Raw genomic sequence first — 22,745 nt, 5'->3', positions numbered from 1 at the left:
TGTTTTGTTTGATACAGTTGTTCGGAATTTCTGATGACATTCCCGATCTCAATCGGATATGATTATGGAGAACATCAAGGAGGCTGATCGGGAATGGAATTATACCAACTCAAGACGTTCGTGGTGGTGGCCGAGGAAGGACACCTGACCCGCGCCTCGGTGCGGCTGCACACCAGCCAGCCATCGGTCAGCGCCCACATCAAGGCCCTGGAGGAGGAGCTGGAAACCAAGCTGTTTATCCGCACGCCCAAGGGCATGCGCCTGACCGAGGCCGGAGAGCGCATCAAGGTCCGGGCCGAAAACGTGCTCAAGACGGCCCGCGAACTGACGCTGGAAGCGCGAAGTATGGGCAACGAACTGGTTGGCGACCTGTCGCTCGGGCTGAATACGGACGCCGAGTACCTGCGCATCGTGCCCCTGCTGACGTCCCTGGGCGAGGACCACCCCCGGATCGTGCTCCAGATCCAACAGCGCGCCTCCACTTCGGTCCAGGGGGCCATCCGCGACGGACGGCTGGACTGCGGATTCATCTTCGGCGAACCGCGCTACCCGGAGATATGCGCCCTGCCGCTCGAAAAGACGCGCTTCTTCGTGGCCGTTCCGGACATCTGGAAGGACCGCGTGGACCAGGGGCTGGCCGGGCTGTCCGGCTTGCCCTGGATCATGGACCCGTCCGACAACCCGTTGCAACAGCTCATCGACCCGTTCTTCAAGTCCCACGGGATCAAGCCCTCGGTCCAGCTGGAAGTGGACGGCGACGAGGTCATCCGCGTACTCGTGGCGGCGGGCAAAGGTGTTTCCTTCCTGCGACGCAACGAGGTCCAGGCGGCCAACCGCATCGGCCGTCCCGTGCATGCCCTGTCCTACGACGAGTTGTCCATCCAGGCGAACTTCGTCTACCTGAAGCGGCACGACGAGGACCCGGTCATGCGCGCGGTCATCGACCACGTCAAGCGCTGCTGGGAATTGGACTAAATCAGCCCGGACCGTTCGAGTTCCCGCATGAGCGCGGCCACGTCGGCGGCCACGAAATCCGGGGCCAGATGAGCGAAACCGGCGGCGTCGATGTTCCCGGAGGTCACGCCCGCGGCCAGTGCTCCGGCCCGCTTGCCGGTCTCCACATCCATGGGGTGATCGCCGACCATGAGCGCCCGTTCGGGAGCAATGCCCAGCAGATCGAGGGCCTGGAGCAGGTGCGCCGGGTCCGGCTTGAGCCGGGGCGCGGCCTCCCGGGGCAGAAAGACCTTGAGGTGCTCCTCGATATCCGGGAAGACCGTCTTGATGGCCGCCGAGATATTCCGCGAAATCACGCCCGGGGCCACGCCGCGCGCCTTGAGGTCGTCGAGCACCGGCCGGGTGAACTCGTACAGACGGCCGTCACGGGCCGCATCCAGCTCCGTGGCCGCAATGACCAGCCGCCCCCGGGACAAAAACTCCATGCCCTCGTCCCGATCGCGCTCCATGACCTGCCGGGAGAGCTTGTCCAGCCACTCCAGGGCGGGCGTGCCGTCCGGCACCGGGCGCTCGTCCATGAACACCTCGCCCAGGGCCGCGATCTTGGTCTTCATGAAATCGAAGTCCAGAGGTACATCGGCCAGGGTGCCGTCGAAGTCGAAGATGATGGCGTCCAGTTTCAAGCGGGGCCTCCGGTATCCGGGAAAAACAGTGCGGTTGCGGTGGAATGAGAGCCTATTTCGCCAGTTCGCGCAAGAGCGTCAGATTGCGCACGTCGTCCTGGAGGTCTTCCTGCTTGGGGGTCTCCAGGGTCTTGGGAACGTCCGCGAAGCGCGGGTCGCGCATGAGGTTGCGGAACCCCTCCTCGCCGATCGCGCCCCGGCCGATGTGTTCGTGCCGGTCCTTGCGGGAGCCGAGTTCGTTCTTGGAGTCGTTCAGGTGGAAAAACTTCAAGCGGTCCAAGCCGATGACCCGGTCGAAGGCCTCGAAGGTGGCCGCATAGGCTGCCGGGGTGCGGATGTCGTACCCGGCGGCGAAGGTGTGGCAGGTGTCGTAGCAGACCCCGAGGCGGCCCGGGTGGGCCGAGGCCTCGATAATGGCGGCCAGCTCCTCGAAGGAGGCCCCCAGATTGGTGCCCTGCCCGGCCGTGGTCTCCAGCAGGACCAACCCGCTTTCCGTGCCGGACGCTTCGATGGCCCGGTCCAGGTTGGCCGCATAGCGTTCGATGCCCGCCTCCACGCCCGCGCCCAGGTGGGAGCCCGGATGGGTGACCAGGTACGGGATGGACAGGGTCTCGATGCGCCGGAGTTCCTCGGCAAAGGCCAGGGTCGAGCGCTTGAGCAGGTCCGGTTTGTCCGAGGCGAGATTGATCAGATAGGAGTCGTGGGCCGCGACCGGGTAGTCGCCCCATTGGTCCCAGGCCGCCGCGAACAGTTCCGCGTCGTACTCGCTCAGTGCGGGGACCTTCCACTGCCGCTGGTTGCGGGTGAATATCTGCAGGGCCGTGCCGTCCACCCGCATGATCCGTTCAAAGGCCATGTGCAGGCCCCCGGCGATGGACATGTGCGCGCCCAAAAACATGAAAGGATCCGTCCGCCTAGTCGATCCAGGCGCCCAGGGCGTCCACGATCTTCCGGGCCTGCGCCTGGGAGGAGATGTTGAACTTGGACTTGGGGCGATAGGTGCCGTCCACCTTCTGATAGCGGCGGATGGTGTATTTGTCCGGGCCGTACTCGCCTTTGGCGCGATTGAGTTCCTGGTAGCGGAACACGATGGTGGTCCAGGCGCCCTTGGAAAGCACGACCTTATCCAGCTCCTTGACGATGAGCTGGTTGTCTTCGGAATAGTTGATGGTGATTTCGTCCACGGTGGCTGCCATGCTGCACTCCTGATATATGATGTCCGCAGCGCTTCTGCGGCTGGCGCTACCCATACATATGTAGCAGAGGGATGGCAACCCCCGGATCTCGGGCCTTTCCGGCGGCCGGACCGAAGACGGACATTGCCAGCCGAACGAATACGCGTTATCTCCGGCAAGGCCCCGAGACCTGATCCGAGGAACCCTAGACGAACATGCCTCTCCGATCCGCACATCGCCCCGCCGTCCCGGCCGCGCACCGCCAACGGGCTCTGCTCGCCGCGCTCTGCGTCCTCTGCGCACTCTGCGCCCCGGCGCTGTCGCCCGGCCCGGCCCGGGCCGAACCCATCCGGCTGACCGTGGGGGTGGAAAGCATCGACTACCCGCCCTACGGCTCCTTCCGAAACGGCGACTACGAGGGCTTCGCCCGCGATCTTCTGGATTCCTTCGCCATCGAATACGGCTACACCATGGCCTACGTGCCCCTGCCGGTAAAACGGCTCTACCAGGAATACCTGGAGGGTCGCTCCCTGGACTTGAAATTTCCGGATTCCCCAACCTGGCATCCGTCCCGGCGCAAGGGGCTGCAAATCGCGTATTCCGTCCCGATCTGCTCATTCACCGACGGCATCCTGGTCAAGCCCGAGAACGTGGGCAAGGGCATGCAGGTGATCAAGACCCTGGGCATCCTCGCCGGATTCGAGCCGTGGCTGCTCGATCCGCCCATCGACTCCAGGACCATCCGGATATCGGAAAACCTGACCATCTCCGGGCTGCTGAGCAAGGGAATCCGAGGCAGGGTGGACGGCGTCTACGCCTGCGTGCAGGCGGCCCGCCACCTGCTGACGACCATGGGCATTCGGGACAAGCTGGTCTACGACCCCTCGCTGCCGCACGTGGACGGCGTCTACCGGCTGTCCTCCATCAGACGCCCCCGGGTCATGCGGCAGTTCGACGAATTCATGAACACCCGTTCCCAGTTGGTGAACAGCCTGCGCCGCAAGCACGGCCTGGACCGTTAAGCCGCCCTTTTTCGATGGGACCTATCCCGTCGGCTCCCTTTTCGCAGCCGCACATCGGCGCAGCCGGAAAGCCCGCACCAAAGGGCGCGCTCCGGGACGCGAGGAGTCCGGGCGGAGTCATCCCGTTTCCGCCGCAAGGCGGATTTCAACATGCTTTTCCTTTTCAGGAGACCGGAGGGACCGTTCCTTTTTCGAGGCTGTCGGCCTTGAGCTGGCCGCAGGCCGCCTTGATGTCGGCCCCCATGGAGCGGCGGATGAAAGCGGTCAGGCCGTGGTCCCACAGCCGCTTTTCAAAGGCCTCGACCCGGTCGCGGTCCGGCGCGCCGTAGGGCATCCCCTCGGTGGCGTTGTAGGCGATGAGGTTGATCTTGCCCTTTTTGCGGTCGATGAGTTTCGCCAGTTGGTCCGCGTGCTCCATGGAGTCATTGACGTCCTTGAGCAGCAGGTATTCGAAGGTGATCCGCTCGCGCGGACGCATGGGATAGGCCGCAAGCGCGGCCATGAGGTCGTCCAGGTGGACCTTGGCCGCCTTGGGCATGATCCGCGCGCGCAGCTCCTGGGTGGGCGCGTGCAGGGAGATGGCGGGCAAGGCGATTTCCAGGTCCCCCAGAATCTTGAGCTTGTCCGGAAAGCCCACGGTGGAGACCATGGACCGCCGCCAGGACAGGGACAGGCCGCGTTCGCACGGCAGGTCCGTCAGGACCCGGACGAGCGTGTCGAGATTCAGCAGCGGTTCGCCCATGCCCATGAACACGAGGTTCTTGAGCTCATTCATCCCCCGGTCGGCCAGATATTGGCGGCCCACCAGAATCTGGCCCATGATCTCGCCGTAGGTCAGATTGCGCTCGAAGCCGAGCTTGCCGGTGTTGCAGAACGTGCAGGCCATGGCGCAGCCCACCTGGGTGGACAGGCATTGGGAATAGCGGTCCTGCATGGGGATGAGCACCGTCTCGATGAGCTTGCCGTCGGAAAGCCTCAGCAAGAATTTGATGGTCCCGTCCCGGCTCTCGGCCACCTGGGCGATCTCCGGCCAGGCGATGGTCGCCATGGAGGCCAGCTTCTCGCGCAGCGACTTGGACAGGTTGGTCATGGCCTCCACGCCGCGCACGCGCTTTTGCCACAGCCATTGCCAGATCTGTTCGGCCCGGTAGCGGGGTTCCTTGAGGTCTTCGGCCACAAAGGCCTCGAGGTCGTTCTTGTTCAGCTCGATAAGATTATGCATGGGCGTTCCTTGCAGGACAGTGGAGGGCGGTGTCAAGGGCCGGATGCGGCCCGAAATTCCAGCCCGAAAGGCCCAACCGCCATTTGCGGTACGGCCCGCCGTAGGCTATAACACGCAAGTCCGAGAAAAACGACAACCCGGAGGATCCCGCAAAATGTGCAATAAGTTCAGCAAATCCGTCTGCCTGTTTGTGGTCCTGGCCCTGCTCACCCTGAATGTGTCGGCGGCCAGAGCCGGGCTTGTGTCCACCGAGGCCGCCATGGCGGCCAACCGCAACGCGGAAAACCGCGCCATGGTCCTGGCCCAGCTCCAGCGCGACGATGTGCGTCAGGTCCTGGAAAGCAAGGGCCTGTCCGTGTCCGAGGTGGAACAGCGCGTCAGCGCCCTGTCCGACGCCGAGATCAACCGCATTGCGGAGCATGTGAACGACCTGCCCGCGGGCGGCGGCTTCTTCGGCGTCCTGGTCGGAGCCGCGCTCCTGGTCTTCATCATCCTGCTCATTACCGACATGGCCGGTGCCACGGACGTCTTCCCGTTCGTGAAGAAGGCCAATTAACGGACGCATCATGCTTCACACCCTTTCAGGCGGCGGCCGTGCGGCTGCCGCCTGTCTCCTGTTGCTGCTCCTGGCCCTGGGGTCGGGATGCAGCCTGTACGGCGGCGTCATGCCGCCTTCGCCCACCGGCGCGCCCCTGACCCGCGTCCACGACGTGCCCTTCTTCCCGCAGGAAGAGTACCAGTGCGGCCCGGCCGCCCTGGCCATGGCCATGACCTGGAGCGGGCTGCCCGCGCAACCGGACGCCCTGGCCCCCGAGGTCTACACCCCGGCAAGCCGGGGAAGCATCCAGCCCGACATGATCACCGCCGCCCGCCGCCACGGGCGCATGGCCTATGTCATCCACGGCGCGGACCAACTGTCCGCCGAGATTGACGCGGGCAACCCGGTCATCGTCCTCCAGAATCTCGGCCTGTCCTGGTATCCGGTCTGGCACTACGCCGTGGTCGTCGGCCTGGACCGCGACACCGGCGATGTCCTGCTCAACTCCGGCCTCACCCGCAACCGGCGCACCCCCTGGCGGGTCTTTGAAAACACCTGGGGCCCGGAGTTCTGGGGCCTCATGGTCCTGCCGCCCTCGCGCCTGCCCGCCACAGTGCGGGAGACCGAATGGCTCGACGGAGCCGTGGGATTGGAGCGGACCAGGCAATGGGCGGCCGCCGAACAGGCCTATGCGGCGGCAACGGCCCGCTGGCCGCAAAGCCACGACGCCTGGATCGGCCTGGGCAACACCCGCTACTCCCTGGGCAACGCCGACGGCGCGGCCACAGCCTTCCTCCGGGCCACCGAGGTCAAGCCGGACAGCGGCATCGCATTCAACAACCTGGCCTACGTCCTGGACGAACTCGGCCGCCACGACGAGGCGCTCGCCGCCGCGCGCAAGGCCGTGTCCCTGGGCGGCCCGCAGATCGAGACCTTCAGGCAGACCCTGTCCGACATTCAGGATTAGCCGCCCGTTCGTCGGGCCGGACGGGCACCCCCCGTCCGGCCCGATGCGCTCCCCCTCTCCGCCGCGCCCCGCACACACCAGACCGCCTTCCCCTTGTTGCCGCAATGGCCAGCAAGTGTTTCTATCGAAAAAATCTATAGAATAGTCCTATAGCAAAGATAGAAAAAGATTGGTTCAAGGCAATGAATTCCTCTATGTTTTGTGGCGGAATTGGGGGAATTTTGTTTTTTACACAAGGAGGAGGTATGACCAACTTTTTTGCCTCGCGGAAAGGCATCGTTTCCGTCGGGCTTGTCATCGGCGGCCTGGCCGCTCTGCTGCAGTACCTGGGCAACCCGGGAAACATGGGCATTTGCGTAGCTTGCTTCGAACGCGACATCGCCGGGGCCGTCGGGCTGCACCGGGCGGGCGTGGTCCAATACATGCGACCGGAAATCATCGGTTTCGTGCTCGGTTCGCTGGCGGCCGCCCTCATGGGCAGGGACTTCCGGCCCAGGGCCGGGTCCGCGCCTATCGTCCGCTTCGTGCTCGGCGTGTTCGCCATGATCGGGGCCCTGGTCTTCCTGGGCTGCCCGTGGCGGGCCATCCTGCGGCTGGCGGGCGGCGACCTGAACGCCCTGTACGGCATCGCCGGGCTGATCGTCGGCATCGGCATCGGCACCCTGTTCTTCCGCCAAGGGTACAACCTGGGCCGCGCCCAGAAGACCTATTCGTCCGTGGGCCTGATCATGCCCTTGATCATGGCCGGATTCCTGGCCCTGCTGTTCATCTATCCCCAGGTGGCCGACGCGGCCAAGTCCGGGGTGCTCTTTTACAGCCTCAAGGGCCCCGGGGCCATGCACGCGCCCCTGTTCATCTCGCTCGGCGTGGGCCTGCTCGTGGGCATCATCGCCCAGCGCAGCCGGTTCTGCACCATGGGCGCCTTCCGCGACCTGATCCTGTTCAAGCAGGTGCACCTGCTCTCGGGCGTCATCGCCCTGCTGGCGGCCGCCTTTGCCGTGAACCTGATCTTCGGTCAGTTCCACATGGGCTTTGAAGGTCAGCCCGTGGCCCACACCCAAAGCCTGTGGAACTTCATGGGCATGGTCCTGGCCGGGTTGTGCTTCGCTCTGGCCGGCGGCTGCCCCGGCAGGCAACTGTTCATGGCCGGTGAAGGCGACGGCGACGCCGCCGTATTCGTCCTCGGCATGATCGTGGGAGCGGGTTTCTCCCACAACTTCGGCCTGGCCAGCTCGCCCAAGGGCGTGGGCCCGCACGGCATCGCGGCCGTGTTCATCGGCCTGGCCATCTGCCTGTTCATCGGTTTCACCATGCGCAAGAAAGCGGCCTAGGAGGGACATCATGAGTGAAGTAGTCGATGCGCGGGGCTTGTCCTGCCCCCAACCGGTACTGGATACCCTGGCCAAGATCACGGCCATGGGCTCGGGCGAACTCGAGGTCCTGGTGGACACCGAGGCGTCCAAGGAAAACGTGGCCCGGGCCGCTCAAGGCAAGGGCTGGAAAGTGGAGTCCATCACCGAAGAGGGCGGCGAGTTCCGCCTGAAACTGCTCGGGGACTAGCTTGGCCCTGGGCAATCTGTTCAAAAGAAAGGCTTCCGGCCCGCGCGCCAAACCGCGCGCGGACCGGGGCCTGCTCGTTTTCGAGCACACCAGCGAGGTCATCCGGGCCGAAAAGGTGCTCAAGGCATCCGGCCGGGAGATCCGGGTCATGGGACCGCCCCCGGAGATCCAGAAAGGATGCGACCTTGTGGTCGAGTTTCCACTCATGGAAAAGCTCGACATCCTGCGCACCCTGGACGAGGCCGGGATTCCGCCCATGGAGAGCGTGCCGGTAACCGGGCCTCTGCTCGATCCGGTGAACCTCTTTCAGGTCAAAGATTTCGGTGACCACCTCATGGTCCGCGCGGCCAACATGAAGCTGACCGTGGAAAAGAAGACCCGGACCATCGTCAACGTGTCCGGCGGCGGCTGCCCGGACGTGCCCTACATCGCGGCCCGGCTCATCGGCCGCACCCTGGACGAGGCCCCCGCCCCCAGGGAGATCGGCCACACCCTGTGCGGCTACGCCCTGGAACTGGCCTATGAGGAGATGCTGCGGTTATGCTCGTCGTAGTCGGAACCGTCCCCGACCCGGCCGTTCCGGTCCTCGACGCGCCCGTGGAAACAACCCGGGGCGACCTTGTGGTAGACGGCCGCGCCCTGCCCCCGGACCGGGGCACCCCGGCCCTGCTGGCCGCGGCGGCCGCGACCTGCGCTTTTCTCGGCCTGCCCGCGCCCCACGCCCTGCTGGTCGGGGACGAGGGACTCGGCCACGGCAGCCGCGAACTGTACCGCCATCTGACCGAAGTCCTGCCCGGACGCGCCTGCTCGGTCCTGGCCTTCCACTATCTCCAGCCCGACGTGGACTGGCACAACCGCGTGCTCATGGCCGCCCAGGCCATGGCCGGACCGCCCGAGCTCATCGCGGACGCCGGGTTCATGTACGCGGCCAAGATGAGCGGATTCGCCGGGGAATACGCCCTGTTCACGCCCGACGCGGGAGAACTGGCCTTCCTGGCGGACGAAGCCGCACCACACCCCTTCTACACGCGCGGGTTCATTCTCCAGGACGAAAACCGCGTGCCCGAGCTCATCGAGCGCGCCTACCGCAACGAGAATGCGGCCCGCTGCCTGCTGGTCAAGGGACGCATCGACCGCATCGCCGACCGCACCGGGGTCCTGGCCGAGGTCGCCGCCCCGTCCGTGGAGGCCATGGAGGCCATGGGCGGCACGGGCGACACGGTCACGGGCATGGCCTGCGCCCTGATGGCCTCCGGACTGCCCGCGCCCCGGGCCGCGCATCTGGCGGCCCAGGCCAACCGCTACGCAGGCGAGGCCGCCGCTCCAACCCCGGCCTCGCAGATCGGCGAACTGGTCCCGCACATCCCGCAGGCGCTGGAACGGGCCATGAGGGAACTCCCGTGAGCCGACACGTCACCCCGGACATGACCCTTCTGGACATCGTCCACCGATACCGCGCCACCGAACCGGTCTTCCGCGCCCGCGACGAACAGGCCGGCGAGTGCCTGCTCTGCAAGGCCCTGTTCGAAACCGTGGCCGACGTCGCCGCCCGCTACGGCCTGGACCTCGACGCGCTCATGGCCGACCTCGAAGCCGCCGCCGAAGCGGAATAGCCACCTGGGCACCGGGGGCGGCAGGCGTCCCTCTCCGTGCCGATGGGGCCAAATGCGCCGCCATTGCCCGGGCCGTTCATCGTTCTTTTCCCGGATTGCGGGCCGGAGGCTTTCGCCCCCGGCCCGTTTTCAGGATAGGGTGTGGTGGGGCCTCCGCATCGTCTTGCGAGCCCTTCAAGAGCGGTTTGATGCCGGACGCGGGAAGATCGGGAGATCCGCCCCGCCGCACGTCCTTCGCGTGGGCCGGGCGGCGGATTCCCCAAAACGGCAATGCGCCCCCCTTCAACAGCCCGCCTAAATCCGGCTGCCCGGCACATACTCGCCGGGATAGAGCGTCTCGAAGCCCTGGTTGACCTTTTTCACGAACGAATCCTCGCGCTTGGTCGGGTCCTTGTAGCGCGGGTCCTGCATCATTTCGCGCAGCCGCTCGATGGTCAGGTCCTCGCCCCAGCCCCGGGCCGAACCGCGCAAGCCGCTCTCCAGAACCAGGGGCGCAATCTTGGCGAACGCGCTGATGACCGCCGCCCGGTTGCCCGCGCCCGTTTCGTCCAGGGCGGCGAGCAACTCCCGCCCGCCCACGGCCTCGGCCGCGCGCAGGGCCGAGTCCAGCAGGGACGGGGTGTCGCCCCGATGCACGCTCCGCAGGGAATCCAGCTCGGCATCGCGCAGTTTGGCCGCCTCGGCCTCCATGGCATGATGGGTGTTCAGGACCTGGGGCAGGAACCATTGATACAGGCCGGTTACCTGCGCCGGGGTCAATCCCAGCTCGAAGGCCTTTTCGCGCAGGCCGCCGACCAGATCCTCGCGCAGTTTGAAGCCGTCGGGCAGGGCCATGTCCGGCAACCCGTAACCGTCCGGCTTTTCCGGCCTGCCCAGGGCCGCGTAGAAGGCGGCCGCGTCCTCGGGCGAATCCTGGTCGCCGGGCAGGCGCACATATCCCTCCGGGGCCTTGCCCAGCATGCGCTGGGCATGGACCAGGGCCTTCACGGCCTCGTCCTTGGTGGCGTACTTGGCCAGCGCCGGATGATCGCGCAGGGGGACCTCCGTCACGGTCCCGTCCTCGCCCACCTGGCGGACGGTCCATTCCTCGGGCAGGGTCATCTGCCACTTTTCCACATTCTTGTCGGTCATCGTTCGTTCTCCTTTTCGATGAAGTTTTCGGGTTCAAGCATGTGCTTCACGTGCAGGACCAGAGACCTGCGGCCTTCGTTGAATTCGGTCCGGCCCCGGTCCGTGGAATAGGTCGGCCGCATGAAGCAGCCGCGCCGCTCCAGGTCGGCCATGACCACCTGCCCGTCGGCGGACTCGAAAAGCCGCCGGTAGGCCCGGTGCAGTTCAAGAGGACTGGTCTCAGGCATGGGGGACCTCCCCGCTCGCGGCCGGCCCGCCCGCGCCGGAAGCGTCGCCGGATGAGGCGGCGGCCTGGGCCGCCACGGTCCCGGTCAGCATGGACCACAGTTCGGTCAGGGCGCTGGGACGGTCCGTGTAGGCCTCAGACAGGGTCTTGGCGATGGCCGCCGCATCGGCCACGGTGGACGCGGTCCGCTGCGAACTCTCGGCCTGCCGCTTTCGCGCCCGCCCCTCGGCCACGCGTTCCTCGGACTTGAGGTAGTCGGCCGGGGTGTTGAACAGTTCGGCCACATGCCGGGCCACCCGGTCGGTGTCGAAATTGTCCATGATCCCGAAGGCGTCCTGGCCGCCCACCAGGGGAGACAGGTATTCCATGACCTGGGCCAGGCCCTGGGCCTCGTACTGTTTCTGGGCGCGGGTCACGGGCGAGGTGTAGCGCACCTCCACGTCGTCCGGGGAAATCCCCTCCGGAAACGGCGGCAGCGCCCCGCCTCGCAGCATGATGCGGAAGACCCGCTTGATAAGCGGTCCAAGGAACTCGGTTTGCAACCGGCCCAGCACAGGGCCGAGCACGCGCATCTTTTCGGCCTGGCGGATAACCGCCTCGGTGGCCGTGACCGCAGGGCCTTCCGGGGTCAGTTGATCGGACAGGAATATCCGCCGGATGGACTCCCGGCGACCGTTCATCATATCCTCGGCCGCGCGCAGGTCCACGTTCACGGGCAACGCCTCGATGCGGTCCGTGGTCCCGGCCCGGTAATAGGACAGCCCGCCCGGCCCGGAACGAACCGGCCCGAGAAAGCCGTCGTCCGGGACCATCAGCGGCGGGTCGGACATCTTCTCGGCGGCCATGAGCGCGGTCCGGGCCATGGCGTTGAGCACCCGGGTATCGGACAGCGCGGTCTGTCCCGGCCCCCGGCCGTAGATCTCGCCCGCGGCCTTGGCCCAGCGCGGGACCATGTACGGCATCTCCAGGTAGCCGCTCTCCTCCAGCACATGGTTGTTCCCGACTTCCAGGTACACGCTGGCAAACGGAAAGTGGGCCGAGCCGAAGCCCCCCGGATTCCGGTCCATGCGCGGAAAGACCGCGTGCAGGATTTCCACCGGTTCCTCGGGCTTCTCCTCGCCCTTGCGCCGGGTCTCGTCCGAGCAGCCCGCGCCCCACTCCTGGATGGCCTGGCGGGCCGTGACCTCGTATTTGCGGTACACCGTGTCCACTTGGCCGCGCGCGGACTCGGCCACGAACACCTCGCCCAGCGGCCGGGCCGAAAAACGGACCACGGTTCCCGGGTCCGCCTCCACGTACATGATCGCCGTGCCCAACAGGGCCACGTCCAGATACAACTCGTGCACGTGTGCCTGAAACCCGGTGTCCTCGCTGTTGAAGACCGAGACCATGCGTTCGCGGGCCTCCTGCATGAAGGCGCGGACCTCGTCCCCGTCGGCCTTGCTCCGGTCCCTCACCGAGATGTCGAACCACGGCAACGAGGGATTGGTCAGCAGCCCGCCCAGCGAGGAGGCCAGCAATTCCAACGCATGCAGCGGCGTGGAGTCGAAGATGCGCTCGTCCCCGACCCGGCCGCGCCCGAGCGCGCGGCCCCCGGACCCGGCAAAGCTGTTCTTGCGGGGCAACATGTATTCCGTCAGCTCCTGCCATGAAGCCACCCACGGGCGGCGGGCCTCTTCCAGGCCGGCGAAACGCGTCAGCAGGGAGCGGGCCAGTTCGGTTCTGTCCATGCTACTCCCCCAACTTGGTCTTAAGGGCCTTGCCGTAAACCTCCGGGGCACCCGTCAGCGACGCTGCGCCCTGGGTGAGCAGGCTCTCGGATTTGCGCCTGCTTTCGATCTGGCGCGCCTCCAGGACCTTTTCCCGTTTCTGGCTGCGCTCCTCGGCCTCCTCGCGCGCCTGCTCGCGCTCCCGGGCCTCCCGCTCCTCCTTCAAGGCTTCGCTCGAATCGTCGCCCCGGTCCGGACTGAGCAGCTGGGTCAATCCGTCGAACACGCTGCCTATCAAAGATCCAGATCCTCCCATGGGTGAAATCCTCCTGTTAAAGTGTTTGGCAGGAGTATAGGCCCGGTTTTTCCACCCACCCCGAAATGTCGGCGAATGTATGGGAAAAGCGCTTGAGAGGTATAAAAAATCAACTTGACAGGGATGGAGATTCAAAAGCGCAGAGGCCAAAGCCCGATACGGCGCAAGGCGGCGGGAGAATGCGCGCACGGACGCGCCCGAAGGGCGGGCACCCGGCTCCCGGCGGACGATTTTTATCCAGGGAGCGGAAGGGATGGACGACGTTACAAAGAGAAGCGCCCCTCTCAATGTCCTGATTGAGGGGGCGCAGCGGCGGACGGAACGCCGCTTTGTTTATTTACTGATCCACAGGGCGGTTTCCTGCAACTGGCGCAGGAGATTGACGCAAACAGTGCTGGGAAAGAGGGTTTCCTTGCGGGTCTGCGCGCCCTCGCCGCGTCGGCCCACGGCCACGGCGGCGTAATGTCCGGCCCGGGCCTCCTTGAGAATGGCTTTGTAGGCGTTGCCGCCCGTGACCATCTTGATTTCGATGCGGTCCTCGGACACGCCGTGGTCGGCGAGGAGGGTCAGGGCCTGGCCGAAGATGTGCTCGGACCGCGCTTCCGCGTAGCCCTTCTGGGCCACGTGAAAGAGGACGAAGGAATGGCGCGGTTCCTCGGCGAGCATGTAGCCCGCATGGTCGGCCATGCGCAGGGACGGGTCCGAGCCGTCGAGACAGAGGAGCACATTCCGACGCGAGACCTGGGAAGGGCGCTTGCAGACCCAGATGGGAAAATCGAGATCCTGCCAGAGAAGCTCATGGCACACGGAATTTTCGAAAATCTCCTCGAACCAGGAGAAGCCCTTGCGGCCGAGAATGAGGGCGTCGTAGAGGCCTTCGCGCGCCTCGCAGATAAGTTCGCGCGCGGTGCCCAGGCGGGAGTGGACGATCTTGGTGCGAACGTTGCGGCCGTCGCACCCGGCGATGTCGGTGATCCAGCGCTTGGCGTCCTCCAGGGCCTTCCTGCCCTTGCCCTTCTTGTGGGCCAGAAACTCGCTCACTGCGTCGTCCCCGGGCGGCAGTCCTGCGTCCTGCTTGTCCCACAGGGCGGAACGGGGGGCGGCGTAGAACAAGGTCAGCTTAAGGTCGCAGAACGAGTCGAAGACATCCTTGAGAAAGCGGAGATTGTAGGAGGCGGCGCGGTCGTCGCCGATGGCGAGAAGCAGTTCTTTCTGCACGGGGGAACTCCTGTTGCGGGGTGGAATCCTGCATCCAGCCATACCCTGCTGGACGGGGAAAAGACAAGGGTCCAGACTTGTCCTTTAAAACGGGTGCTGATACATCCACAGAAATAATGCGCATCCCTTACAGCAAGCGGGCCGGAACGTGTCCGGCCATCCTCATCCCGACGGCGCTCCTGGCCGTGTTTCTCTGCGCGGGCGCGGCCCTGGCCCAGAGCCTGAGCCTGATGGCCCCGACCCTGGCCAACAAGCACGGCAGGCTGACCGCGCTCTTCGGCATCGCGGTGGAGGAGAAGCCCATTTTAAAGGGCGAGTTGGAGGACGGGGTCGTGCTGGTGCTCAAGTGCGAGGTCAGCCTGCTGGAGCCGCGCGACTACTGGCTGGACCGGAAGATCACCGAAGTCCATTTCCGCAGCCGCCTGAGCTTCGACTCGCTGACCAAGGAATTCGTCATGACCCTGCCCGGCCGGGAAAATCCCCTGCGCGACAAGGATCTGGGTAAAATCCTGGACCAGGGGTGGGGAACCATCGAAGCCACGATCGGCTCGTGGACGCTGCTCGACAAGGGCAAAAAATACTCCCTGCGCCTGCACACCTCCATGAACGAGGAAGACGCGCCCGAAGGGGTCATGCGTTTTCTCTATTTCTGGTCCTGGGACCCCGGTGCCGACAACTCCTTCCAACTGGATTTCACCTTTTAGGATGGCCAACTCGTGACGCCCGACCCGATCCGCATCAGCTCCACCAGCCGCAGTGACGAACGGAGACACCGGCGCGAGTACGTCATCGCCCTGATATTCATCGTGCTCATCGCCGGGCTGACCTGGGCCGAGCTCAAATATCTCAGCGGCGACTACTACCTCATCCTCAACCTGCTCATCCTGAACGTGGTCTTCCTGCTGGCCATGCTCTTCTACGTCGCCCGCAACGCGGTGCGCCTGGTCCTGGAACGCCGCCGCCGGGTGCTCGGGTCCAAGCTGCGCACGCGGCTGGTCCTGGCCTTCATCTCGCTGTCGCTCATCCCCACGGTGCTCATCTACCTGGTCTCGGTGAAGTTCGTGCAGACCTCGGTGGACTACTGGTTCAAGGGCCAGGTGGAGGAATCCATGGAGCAGGCCCTGGAGCTCGGACGGGCCTTCTACGGTTCGGCCCAGGACCGCCTGGAACGGCGCGGCGCGGTCATGATCAAGGATATCATCGATTCCAAGTTCGCCTGGGGCGGCAAGGGAATGGACAACTACCTGAACAGGAAGTTCGACGAGTACGACCTCAGCCTGGTGGGCGTGATCACTCCCGAGGGCAACGAGCAGAACACCCACGCCACGGGCCAATGGAGCCAAGCCTGGCCCGAGATCAAGGAAAAGATCGACTGGCAGTCCCTGCGCGCCGACCCCCGCTCGTGGACGACCATCATCCCCAAGCCCGGCTCGGACCTCGTGCTCGGCGTGACTCCGGTCGATGAGGGCAAGACCGGCTACCTGGTGCTCGGCGAGACCGTGGGCCAGGGGCTGCTGCACCGCCTCGACCAGATCGTGCGCGGCCTCGACGAGTACAAAAAACTCAAGACGCGCAAATACCCGTGGAAGATGAACCTGTACCTGACCCTGGGGGTCATGGCCCTGCTCATCATCCTGGGGGCCATCTGGTTCGGGTTCCGGCTGGCCAAGGAGTTGTCCGCTCCGGTCCAGGCTCTGGCCGCGGGCACGGAGCGCATCGGACGCGGCGACCTGTCCGTGCGCCTGGAGGATCGCTCGGACGACGAACTCGGCTTCCTGGTCCAGTCCTTCAACCGCATGGCCGAAGATCTGGAGCAGAGCCAGCATTCCGTGCAGCAAGCCAACGAGCGCCTGGCCCAGCAGAACCAGGAGCTGGAGCGGCGCGGGCAGTACATCGAGGCCGTGCTCAACAACATCACCTCGGGCGTCATCTCCATGGACGCCGAGGGACGCATCGGCACGGTCAACACCGCCGCCGAGAGCATCCTGGGCATTCCCGGCGAATTTCTCATCGGCAAGGTCCCCTACCGCTTCCTGTCCGGCGACTTCGCGTCCATGGTCGAAGAAGCGCTGACCCAACTGTCCACCAAGCCCGGCGGGGTCTGGCAACGGCAGCTCGACCTGCCCGTGCGCGGCAAGCTCATCAAGGTGCTGGTCAACGTGGTTTCGCTCAAGAACGTGGGCGGCCGGGACGCGGGTCACGTGGCCGTGTTCGAAGACATCACCGAACTGGAGAAGATCCAGCGGCTGGCGGCCTGGCGCGAGGTGGCGCGGCGCATCGCCCACGAAATCAAGAACCCGCTCACGCCCATCAAGCTGTCCGCCCAACGGTTGCAACGCAAATACGGGGGGCGCATCGGCGAGAACACCTTCGACGAATGCACCGGCCTGATCGTCAACCAGGTGGAGCGGCTCCAGAACATGGTCACCGAGTTCTCGGCCTACGCCAAGCTGCCCGAGGTCCAGCCCAGGCCCGACCAGCTCGCTCCGCTGCTCGAAGAGGTCACGGCCATGTTCGCCAACACCCATCGCCGGATCAAGTGGGATCTCTCCCTCTCCACCGAGATCGGCGAGTTCCCCTTCGACCGCGAAGGCATCCGCAAGGTGCTCATCAACCTGTTCACCAACGCGGCCGAGGCGCTCAAGGACGCCCGGGACGGCGAGGTCCAGATCTCCGCCACCCACGACCGGGACGCGGGCACCGTGACCATCTCCGTGGCCGACAACGGCCCGGGCCTGCCCAAGGACTCCTCGCGCATGTTCGAGCCCTACTACACCGAGAAAAAAGGCGGCACCGGGCTGGGCCTGACCATCGTCCGGTCCATCGTCTCGGATCACGGCGGCATGGTCCGCGCCGCCTCCAACCATCCCCGAGGCACGGTCTTCATCGTCGAGCTGCACGACGCCTGACCGTCGCCTCCCCCCGGCGGCCCAAGATAAGGACGGTTGTTTCCAACCTCAAAAATATGATAACCGCCTTCTTGAAAGGCCGCATGCCGCGCCCTTCGAAACATCGAAAGGAATCGCCGTGCGTTATGCCATAACCGTCATCACCATAGCCGCCCTCTCGGGGCTCTTCGCGTTTCCTCGGCCGTCCTCGGCCGAAACCGCCCTCGTGATGGTGGTCAACAGCTACGACATCAACCACAGTTGGGTCCGGGCGCACAACGACGCCCTGCGCGAACGGCTCGCGTCCCGGGCCCGCATTGACGGCTTCGACATGGATACCAAACGCATCCCGCCCGAGGCGTACCGGGACGCCGCCGAACGGGCCTGGCAGGCCATCGAGGCAGCCAAACCGGACGTGGTCGTGCTGACCGACGACAACGCGGTCAGACTGTTGGGACCGAGGGTCATGCGCAAAGGCATTCCCCTGGTCTTCCTGGGCGTGAATCAGAACCCGAGAACCTACCTCGGCGGGATGGAGGGGGCCACCGGCGTGCTGGAACGCCCCCTGTACAAACGCTCGCTCATATTCCTCCGCGAGATCATGGGTCCCAAGCTCAAGCGAAGCCTCATCCTCTTTGACTCCGGGGCGACCTCCCAGGTGATCATGAACACCGCCTTCAAAGACAAGACCTCCCTGAAGCTCGGTGGGACGAGCGCCGACGTCCGGCAGGTCGGAACCTTCGCCGAATGGCAACAGGCCGTGCTTTCGGCCGGAGACCGGGGCTACAACGCCATCTTTGCCGGACTCTACCACAGCCTGACCGACGACCAGGGAATGCACGTGCCTTACGACACGGTCATCACCTGGACCTCGGCCAACGCCTCGGTGCCGGTCTTCGGCTACTGGGACTTCTCCGTGGGCCCGGACCGGGCCGTGGGCGGGCTGGTCAACTCCGGCCGGCCACAGGGCGAGGCCGCCGCCGAACTGGTTCTCAAAATTCTCGACGGCGAGCCCGCGGGCAGCCTCTACCCCGTCACGCCCAAGGACGGCCAGTTCCTCTTCAGCCGCTCCGGCCTGCGACGCTGGAACATCCATCTCCCGGACAGCGTCACCCGGGCCGCCGAGCCCGTCCGTTACGTGGACTGACCGGTTCTTTCCGCGCGTCCAACCACCTAAAATATTTTAGCGTCTGGCAATAACCTCAGACACGTGCTATCCTGTGCGCGTACCGAGTTTGGAACGCAGACAAAGTGAGTTCGACGTGCGTGCTGTAATCGCCGGAGGAACCGGCTTCATCGGCAGGGAATTGGTCAGGGAACTGCGGGAACACGGGTGGGAAATCCTCATCCTCTCGCGCAATCCCGGCAAGGTCGCCACCGTGTTCGAGAACGGGGGCGTCATCGGCATGCCCTGGAACAATGGCGACTGGCCCGACGTGCTCGGTCCGGATACCGCCATCGTCAACCTGGCCGGGGAAAACATCGCGGGCGGACGCTGGACCCGCAAACGCAAGCGGCGCATCCTGGAAAGCAGGATCCGGGCCGGGGAACGCATCCTGGAGGCCGTGAAGCAGGTCGGCACCCCCCCGGGCATACTCATCCAAGGTTCGGCCGTGGGTTTCTACGGCCCGTGCGGGACCAACCCTATCAACGAATACGCCGAGTCCGGCACCGGCTTTCTGGCCGAGGTCGCCCGGAAATGGGAAGCTTCCACCGCGCCCCTCGAAAAGATGGGCACCCGGCGCTGCATCATCCGCACCGGCATGGTCCTCGGCAACGGGGGCGCCCTGGCGCGCATGCTCACGCCCTTCAGGTACTACCTCGGCGGCCATCCCGGCACCGGACTCCAAGGCGTCTCCTGGATACACCTCAAGGACGAGGTCCGGGCCATCCGTTTTCTCATGGAGAACCCCGAGACCAGCGGCCCCTACAACCTCTGTTCGCCGCATCCGGTCAACTTCCAAAAATTCGCCCACACCCTCGGAACCGTCCTAAAGCGGCCCTACAAGGCTCCTGTCCCGCCCCAGGCCCTGCGGCTCCTCTTCGGCGAAATGGCCGACGAGGTCCTCCTCTCCGGCCAACTCGCCCTGCCCGAACGGCTCACCAATGCGGGCTTCTCCTTCCAGTTCCCGGACCTGGCCGACGCCCTGCGCGACGTGCTGGCATAGAAAAGGGGCTCCAGCAGCCCCCTCTCCTTTCCAAAAAAACCGGGCCGACGCGTTTCCGCGTCGGCCCGTCGATCGTTTCTACATGTTGACCAGTTCGTATTCCCGCGTGCCCAGGCCAAGCTCCTCGGCATAACCGAGGCCGAAGTCCGGCGGGACATGCTGGTGGATGGCGAGGAACTTGTTTTGCCCCGGGACCACGCCGAAGGGAAGCTGGCTCGGATAGAGGGGCTGGGCAGCGGAGACAAGGTCCATGGAAGCCTGGTCCACGGCCACCGGATCGAAGCTGACGAGCACGCCGATGTCCGGGCAGATGGGGGCGTCGGTGAAGCCCACACAGTCACAGTCCGGAACCACGTCCATGACGAAGTTGACGTGCAGGCAGGGGGTGCGCTTGGTGGCCAGCACGCCCTTGACGTATTCCATCATGCGTTCAAGAAAGTCCTGGACGCCGACCTTCCAGTTGACCTGAAGCCCGCCGTGCCGGCAGGCCACGAAACAGCCGCCACAGCCCACACATTTTTCCGGGTTGAGGGCGATCTTGCCGGTGGTGTCGTCGATGAACAGCGCACCGGTCTTGCAGGCGCGCAGGCAGGCCTCACAGGCCTCGCAGTTGTCCGGATTGAGAATCGGGCCGGTGGAGAAATGCTGCTGCATCTTCCCTTTCTTGGAGGCCGCGCCCATGCCGAGATTCTTGAGCGCGCCGCCGTAGCCAGCCAGTTCGTGCCCCTTGAAATGATTGACCGAAACCAGGAAGTCGGCCTCGGCCACGGCTCCGGCGATGTAGACCTCGTCGAGGTGGCGGCCCTGGACAGGCACGGCGGTCTCGAACTCGCCGCGTAGACCGTCGGCGATGACCACGGGGGCGCCGAGCACGAGCGGATCCCATCCGTGCCGGGCCGCGCACAGGGAGTGGGACACGGCCTCGCCGCGCTGGCCCACGTACAACGTGGAGGCGTCGGTCAAAAAGGGCTTGCCCCCGGACTCGGCGATGAAATCCAGAATCGGCTTGACCCACAGGGGGCGGAGGAAGCCGGTCACGCCCTCTTCGCCGAAGTGAACCTTGACGGCGGCCAGATCGCCTTCACTGATCTTCCTGTCCGCCTGGGCGGCCTTGAGCAGACTGCGCATCCTCTTGCCAAACGGGGCCTTGGACGAAGCCCGCAAATTCCAAAAATAGACCTTTGAAGCCATGCAGAGACATCCTTGTTGCGGTTTTGGTGCGCCCAGCCTAGCACCCGGCCCGGAAGATGAAAAGGCGGGGGGACGCCAGGCGTCCCCCCGATTGCGCCCATGCGCTAGAATCGTTCGAAGTCGTCTTTCTTATCCGGCCCCTTCCGTCTTGTGCCAGTCCCCTTCGACGGCTGCGGAAGCGCGGCCTGGGTTGTCCCCAAGCGGAAGAACCCGATGGCCTCCTGCAGCTGAGCGCTCTCTCCGGCCAGGGTTTCGGAGGTGGAGGCCACTTCTTCCGAGGCCGTGGCGTTATGCTGGATGACCTGGTCGAGCTGCTGGACGGCGTCGTTGATCTGGCCCACTCCCGCCTCCTGTTCGGCGGTGGCCGCCGCGATCTTCTGGACCAGGTGGGCGGTTCGCTGAATATCCGGGACCAGCTGGTCGAGCTGACCGCTGGCCTCCTTGGCCAGGCTGACCGTGGAACCGGACAGATCACTGATCTCGGCGGCGGCGACGCCGCTGCGCTCGGCCAGTCTGCGCACTTCGGCTGCGACCACGGCGAAGCCCTTGCCATGCTCCCCGGCGCGGGCCGCCTCGATGGCCGCGTTCAGGGCCAGCAGGTTGGTCTGGCGGGCTATCTCCTCAATGATGGAGATGCGTTCGGCGATGTCGCTCATGGCGGTCATGGCCCGTTCAACGGACTGACCGCTCTCTTCAGCCCGACGGGCGGCATCGGTGGCGATCCGTTCGGTCTCCACCGCGTTTTCCGCATTGGCCCGGATGTTGGAAGCCATCTCCTCCATGGAGGCGGAAACCTCTTCCACGCTGGCCGCCTGCATATTCGCCCCGGAGGCCAGATTTTGGGACGAGGCGGACAGTTCCTCGCTGCCCGAAGCCACATTGGCCGTGGCTCCCGAGACGTTGCCGATGACTCCCTTGAGCCGTTCGGCCATATGTCGCAAGGCGTCGGCCAACTTGCCGACCTCGTCCTTCTGGTGAACGTCGATGTCGCGGGTCAGATCGCCGTCGGCCAGGGAGCGGGCCAGGGATATGCTCTTGGCCACCGGGGCGGTAATGATCCGCGCGATGAACCACAGGACGGCCAGCAGTATGAGGATGGTGACCACGCCGATGGCCGAGCTGACTTTGGCGAAGGAGTCGGCCTGAGCGCGCACGACTTCCATGGGCGTGACCACGGCCAGGGCCCAGTACTTGTCGGCCCAGCCTATCTTGATGGGCGAATAGGCCACAAAAGACATGGCGCCGTCCACGGGTGAAGTCACTTCATACGACAGGGGCTTGCCGGACTGAATGGAGTGGAGGATGGCGTCGCTGCGCTCACCCAGGACCTCCTTGAGGTTCTTGCCCACCCATTCCTTCTCGGGGTGGGAGACGATAGCCCCCTGCCCGGTGACCAGGAAGGCATACCCCACACCGAAGGGCTTGATGGCCAGGACGATCTTTTCCAGGTCGTTGAGATAGAAGTCCACGCCGACCACGCCGATATTCCGGCCGTCCTTCTTCACCGGATGCCCGGTGGAGGCCAGCCAGAAAGTCTTGCCGTCGGTTTCCCACTTGTACGGTTCGGTCAAGGTATCGGTACTGGCCGCCATGGCGTCGGAAAACCAGACCTCGGATTCGAATCCGTCCCCGGAGAGGACGGTGGCGATGTTGTCGCCGTCACGGTAATACCAGTTGCGGTAGGCGCCCTTGTATTTGTCCTTGTAGTAGTCTTCGCGGCCGTCGAAGGCGTTGGGCGGAAAGGCGCACCACGCTCCGGCCAGGCCGGAATTGCGCTTGAGCGTGCTGATCAGCACGGAGTCCAGGAATTCGCGATCCGGCACGCGGGGATAGACCGCGCCTTGCTCAAACATGTTTGCCAGGGCCCGGGTCACGGTCAGGGCCATGTCCATGGTCTGCTTGACCTCGAAGGCGTAGCCCCGGGCCCGGTCGCGGGACAGATCCTCGGCTTGGTTCACAGCCATATCGTTGGCTTTCAGGGTCATGATAACCGTGCTGGTAGCTATCAGAATGAATACGATGGCAAAAGTCGGTACGAGTATTTTGAAGCGCAGGCCCCAATCCTTAAATCGCATGGTTTACCCCTCTATGAAGATGAAGAAGCTCAATTGCCGAAACTCAGCCTACTGGCACCCACTGTGGGAAGGAATTATATTCTAGTAAA

24 protein-coding genes are annotated in these 22,745 nt (G+C 65.0%); 13 read left to right on the top strand and 11 right to left on the bottom strand.

Annotation, left to right across the window (positions count from 1 at the left end):
• Nucleotides 1–93: 93 nt before the first annotated feature.
• Nucleotides 94–975, top strand: a complete 882-nt coding sequence (locus J0909_RS13960) for a LysR family transcriptional regulator (protein ID WP_207263764.1) — start codon at nucleotides 94–96, stop codon at nucleotides 973–975.
• On the opposite strand, the gene J0909_RS13955 is transcribed toward J0909_RS13960, so the two are convergent.
• From J0909_RS13955 to J0909_RS13945, 3 genes are read right to left on the bottom strand one after another with little or no spacing between them, the layout of a single operon-like run.
• Nucleotides 972–1,637, bottom strand: a complete 666-nt coding sequence (locus J0909_RS13955) for an HAD family hydrolase (protein WP_207263762.1) — start codon at nucleotides 1,635–1,637, stop codon at nucleotides 972–974. The two genes, J0909_RS13960 and J0909_RS13955, sit on opposite strands and share 4 nt — an antisense overlap.
• Before the next feature lie 52 nt (nucleotides 1,638–1,689).
• Nucleotides 1,690–2,535: a deoxyribonuclease IV gene (locus J0909_RS13950; protein WP_207263760.1), complete on the bottom strand. Its 846-nt coding sequence runs from the start codon at nucleotides 2,533–2,535 to the stop codon at nucleotides 1,690–1,692.
• A 16-nt stretch (nucleotides 2,536–2,551) separates the two neighbouring features.
• Nucleotides 2,552–2,833, bottom strand: coding sequence for a hypothetical protein (locus J0909_RS13945; RefSeq protein WP_207263757.1), 282 nt, complete (start codon nucleotides 2,831–2,833; stop codon nucleotides 2,552–2,554).
• A gap of 194 nt (nucleotides 2,834–3,027) precedes the next feature.
• On the opposite strand from J0909_RS13945, the gene J0909_RS13940 reads away from it, so the two are divergent.
• The gene (locus tag J0909_RS13940; protein ID WP_207263755.1) at nucleotides 3,028–3,834 is read left to right on the top strand and encodes a substrate-binding periplasmic protein; all 807 of its coding nucleotides are present in this window, start codon (nucleotides 3,028–3,030) and stop codon (nucleotides 3,832–3,834) included.
• Nucleotides 3,835–3,997: 163 nt separating this feature from the next.
• Here the strand turns inward: J0909_RS13940 and rlmN are convergent, their stop codons facing one another.
• Entirely contained in the window at nucleotides 3,998–5,056 is a 1,059-nt protein-coding gene (rlmN, locus tag J0909_RS13935) for a dual-specificity RNA methyltransferase RlmN (protein ID WP_207263753.1), read from the bottom strand.
• 154 nt (nucleotides 5,057–5,210) lie between these two features.
• Here rlmN and J0909_RS13930 point away from each other — a divergent pair, with 154 nt between their 5' ends.
• The 7 genes from J0909_RS13930 to J0909_RS13900 all read left to right on the top strand — a co-directional run bounded on the left by J0909_RS13930 (nucleotide 5,211) and on the right by J0909_RS13900 (nucleotide 9,734).
• Nucleotides 5,211–5,612, top strand: a complete 402-nt coding sequence (locus tag J0909_RS13930) for a PA2779 family protein (RefSeq protein ID WP_207263751.1) — start codon at nucleotides 5,211–5,213, stop codon at nucleotides 5,610–5,612.
• A gap of 10 nt (nucleotides 5,613–5,622) precedes the next feature.
• Nucleotides 5,623–6,561 carry a PA2778 family cysteine peptidase gene (locus J0909_RS13925; protein WP_207263749.1) on the top strand — a complete coding sequence of 313 codons (939 nt, stop codon included), beginning with the start codon at nucleotides 5,623–5,625 and terminating at the stop codon, nucleotides 6,559–6,561.
• Nucleotides 6,562–6,806: 245 nt separating this feature from the next.
• A complete protein-coding gene (gene yedE, locus J0909_RS13920; protein ID WP_207263747.1) occupies nucleotides 6,807–7,892 on the top strand; it encodes a YedE family putative selenium transporter in 1,086 nt (361 codons plus the stop codon).
• A gap of 10 nt (nucleotides 7,893–7,902) precedes the next feature.
• Nucleotides 7,903–8,121, top strand: coding sequence for a sulfurtransferase TusA family protein (locus J0909_RS13915; protein ID WP_207263745.1), 219 nt, complete (start codon nucleotides 7,903–7,905; stop codon nucleotides 8,119–8,121).
• 1 nt (nucleotide 8,122) lies between these two features.
• Nucleotides 8,123–8,674: a putative Se/S carrier protein gene (locus J0909_RS13910; protein WP_207263743.1), complete on the top strand. Its 552-nt coding sequence runs from the start codon at nucleotides 8,123–8,125 to the stop codon at nucleotides 8,672–8,674.
• Entirely contained in the window at nucleotides 8,662–9,525 is an 864-nt protein-coding gene (locus J0909_RS13905) for an NAD(P)H-hydrate dehydratase (protein ID WP_207263741.1), read from the top strand. The genes J0909_RS13910 and J0909_RS13905 overlap by 13 nt, the downstream gene beginning before the upstream one ends.
• Entirely contained in the window at nucleotides 9,522–9,734 is a 213-nt protein-coding gene (locus J0909_RS13900; RefSeq protein ID WP_353616778.1) for a hypothetical protein, read from the top strand. Before J0909_RS13905 ends, J0909_RS13900 begins: the two co-directional genes overlap by 4 nt.
• A gap of 294 nt (nucleotides 9,735–10,028) precedes the next feature.
• Here J0909_RS13900 and J0909_RS13895 read toward each other — a convergent pair whose 3' ends face one another.
• From J0909_RS13895 to J0909_RS13875, 5 genes are all read right to left on the bottom strand, one after another.
• Nucleotides 10,029–10,865, bottom strand: a complete 837-nt coding sequence (locus J0909_RS13895) for a hypothetical protein (protein WP_207263739.1) — start codon at nucleotides 10,863–10,865, stop codon at nucleotides 10,029–10,031.
• The gene (locus J0909_RS13890) at nucleotides 10,862–11,092 is read right to left on the bottom strand and encodes a Bbp19 family protein (protein WP_207263737.1); all 231 of its coding nucleotides are present in this window, start codon (nucleotides 11,090–11,092) and stop codon (nucleotides 10,862–10,864) included. Before J0909_RS13890 ends, J0909_RS13895 begins: the two co-directional genes overlap by 4 nt.
• Nucleotides 11,085–12,821 carry a portal protein gene (locus tag J0909_RS13885; RefSeq protein ID WP_207263735.1) on the bottom strand — a complete coding sequence of 579 codons (1,737 nt, stop codon included), beginning with the start codon at nucleotides 12,819–12,821 and terminating at the stop codon, nucleotides 11,085–11,087. The genes J0909_RS13890 and J0909_RS13885 overlap by 8 nt, the downstream gene beginning before the upstream one ends.
• Before the next feature lies 1 nt (nucleotide 12,822).
• Nucleotides 12,823–13,116, bottom strand: coding sequence for a hypothetical protein (locus J0909_RS13880; RefSeq protein WP_207263733.1), 294 nt, complete (start codon nucleotides 13,114–13,116; stop codon nucleotides 12,823–12,825).
• A 333-nt stretch (nucleotides 13,117–13,449) separates the two neighbouring features.
• A complete protein-coding gene (locus J0909_RS13875) occupies nucleotides 13,450–14,334 on the bottom strand; it encodes a universal stress protein (RefSeq protein ID WP_207263731.1) in 885 nt (294 codons plus the stop codon).
• 116 nt (nucleotides 14,335–14,450) lie between these two features.
• Here J0909_RS13875 and J0909_RS13870 point away from each other — a divergent pair, with 116 nt between their 5' ends.
• The 4 genes from J0909_RS13870 (at nucleotide 14,451) to J0909_RS13855 (ending at nucleotide 19,390) form a co-directional block, all read left to right on the top strand.
• Nucleotides 14,451–15,038 (top strand): DUF4390 domain-containing protein, encoded by a 588-nt coding sequence (locus J0909_RS13870; protein ID WP_207263730.1) that lies wholly within the window; start codon nucleotides 14,451–14,453, stop codon nucleotides 15,036–15,038.
• Between the two features lie 12 nt (nucleotides 15,039–15,050).
• The gene (locus J0909_RS13865) at nucleotides 15,051–17,243 is read left to right on the top strand and encodes a sensor histidine kinase (protein ID WP_207263729.1); all 2,193 of its coding nucleotides are present in this window, start codon (nucleotides 15,051–15,053) and stop codon (nucleotides 17,241–17,243) included.
• Between the two features lie 118 nt (nucleotides 17,244–17,361).
• Nucleotides 17,362–18,369, top strand: a complete 1,008-nt coding sequence (locus tag J0909_RS13860) for an ABC transporter substrate-binding protein (protein WP_207263728.1) — start codon at nucleotides 17,362–17,364, stop codon at nucleotides 18,367–18,369.
• Nucleotides 18,370–18,484: 115 nt separating this feature from the next.
• On the top strand, nucleotides 18,485–19,390 hold the full coding sequence (locus J0909_RS13855) for a TIGR01777 family oxidoreductase (RefSeq protein WP_207263727.1): 906 nt from the start codon (nucleotides 18,485–18,487) through the stop codon (nucleotides 19,388–19,390).
• Between the two features lie 78 nt (nucleotides 19,391–19,468).
• Here J0909_RS13855 and J0909_RS13850 read toward each other — a convergent pair whose 3' ends face one another.
• The gene (locus J0909_RS13850; RefSeq protein ID WP_207263726.1) at nucleotides 19,469–20,581 is read right to left on the bottom strand and encodes a DUF362 domain-containing protein; all 1,113 of its coding nucleotides are present in this window, start codon (nucleotides 20,579–20,581) and stop codon (nucleotides 19,469–19,471) included.
• A 104-nt stretch (nucleotides 20,582–20,685) separates the two neighbouring features.
• Nucleotides 20,686–22,656, bottom strand: coding sequence for a methyl-accepting chemotaxis protein (locus J0909_RS13845; RefSeq protein ID WP_286182030.1), 1,971 nt, complete (start codon nucleotides 22,654–22,656; stop codon nucleotides 20,686–20,688).
• Nucleotides 22,657–22,745 lie beyond the last annotated feature (89 nt).

Origin of the sequence: Desulfovibrio sp. Huiquan2017, assembly GCF_017351175.1 — a bacterium.
Classification (GTDB): domain Bacteria; phylum Desulfobacterota; class Desulfovibrionia; order Desulfovibrionales; family Desulfovibrionaceae; genus Pseudodesulfovibrio.
The sequence above is the reverse complement of the archived record's forward strand: the minus strand, read 5'-3'. Positions and strand labels throughout refer to the sequence as shown.

Bases quoted from the DNA above. Each gene is read 5' to 3' on its own strand.
- J0909_RS13960 (WP_207263764.1), top strand. From the start codon at position 94: ATGGAATTATACCAACTCAAGACGTTCGTGGTGGTGGCCGAGGAAGGA.
- J0909_RS13950 (WP_207263760.1), bottom strand. From the start codon at position 2,535: ATGTTTTTGGGCGCGCACATGTCCATCGCCGGGGGCCTGCACATGGCC.
- J0909_RS13945 (WP_207263757.1), bottom strand. From the start codon at position 2,833: ATGGCAGCCACCGTGGACGAAATCACCATCAACTATTCCGAAGACAAC.
- J0909_RS13940 (WP_207263755.1), top strand. From the start codon at position 3,028: ATGCCTCTCCGATCCGCACATCGCCCCGCCGTCCCGGCCGCGCACCGC.
- rlmN (WP_207263753.1), bottom strand. From the start codon at position 5,056: ATGCATAATCTTATCGAGCTGAACAAGAACGACCTCGAGGCCTTTGTG.
- J0909_RS13930 (WP_207263751.1), top strand. From the start codon at position 5,211: ATGTGCAATAAGTTCAGCAAATCCGTCTGCCTGTTTGTGGTCCTGGCC.
- J0909_RS13925 (WP_207263749.1), top strand. From the start codon at position 5,623: ATGCTTCACACCCTTTCAGGCGGCGGCCGTGCGGCTGCCGCCTGTCTC.
- yedE (WP_207263747.1), top strand. From the start codon at position 6,807: ATGACCAACTTTTTTGCCTCGCGGAAAGGCATCGTTTCCGTCGGGCTT.
- J0909_RS13915 (WP_207263745.1), top strand. From the start codon at position 7,903: ATGAGTGAAGTAGTCGATGCGCGGGGCTTGTCCTGCCCCCAACCGGTA.
- J0909_RS13905 (WP_207263741.1), top strand. From the start codon at position 8,662: ATGCTCGTCGTAGTCGGAACCGTCCCCGACCCGGCCGTTCCGGTCCTC.
- J0909_RS13895 (WP_207263739.1), bottom strand. From the start codon at position 10,865: ATGACCGACAAGAATGTGGAAAAGTGGCAGATGACCCTGCCCGAGGAA.
- J0909_RS13890 (WP_207263737.1), bottom strand. From the start codon at position 11,092: ATGCCTGAGACCAGTCCTCTTGAACTGCACCGGGCCTACCGGCGGCTT.
- J0909_RS13885 (WP_207263735.1), bottom strand. From the start codon at position 12,821: ATGGACAGAACCGAACTGGCCCGCTCCCTGCTGACGCGTTTCGCCGGC.
- J0909_RS13880 (WP_207263733.1), bottom strand. From the start codon at position 13,116: ATGGGAGGATCTGGATCTTTGATAGGCAGCGTGTTCGACGGATTGACC.
- J0909_RS13870 (WP_207263730.1), top strand. From the start codon at position 14,451: ATGCGCATCCCTTACAGCAAGCGGGCCGGAACGTGTCCGGCCATCCTC.
- J0909_RS13850 (WP_207263726.1), bottom strand. From the start codon at position 20,581: ATGGCTTCAAAGGTCTATTTTTGGAATTTGCGGGCTTCGTCCAAGGCC.
- J0909_RS13845 (WP_286182030.1), bottom strand. From the start codon at position 22,656: ATGCGATTTAAGGATTGGGGCCTGCGCTTCAAAATACTCGTACCGACT.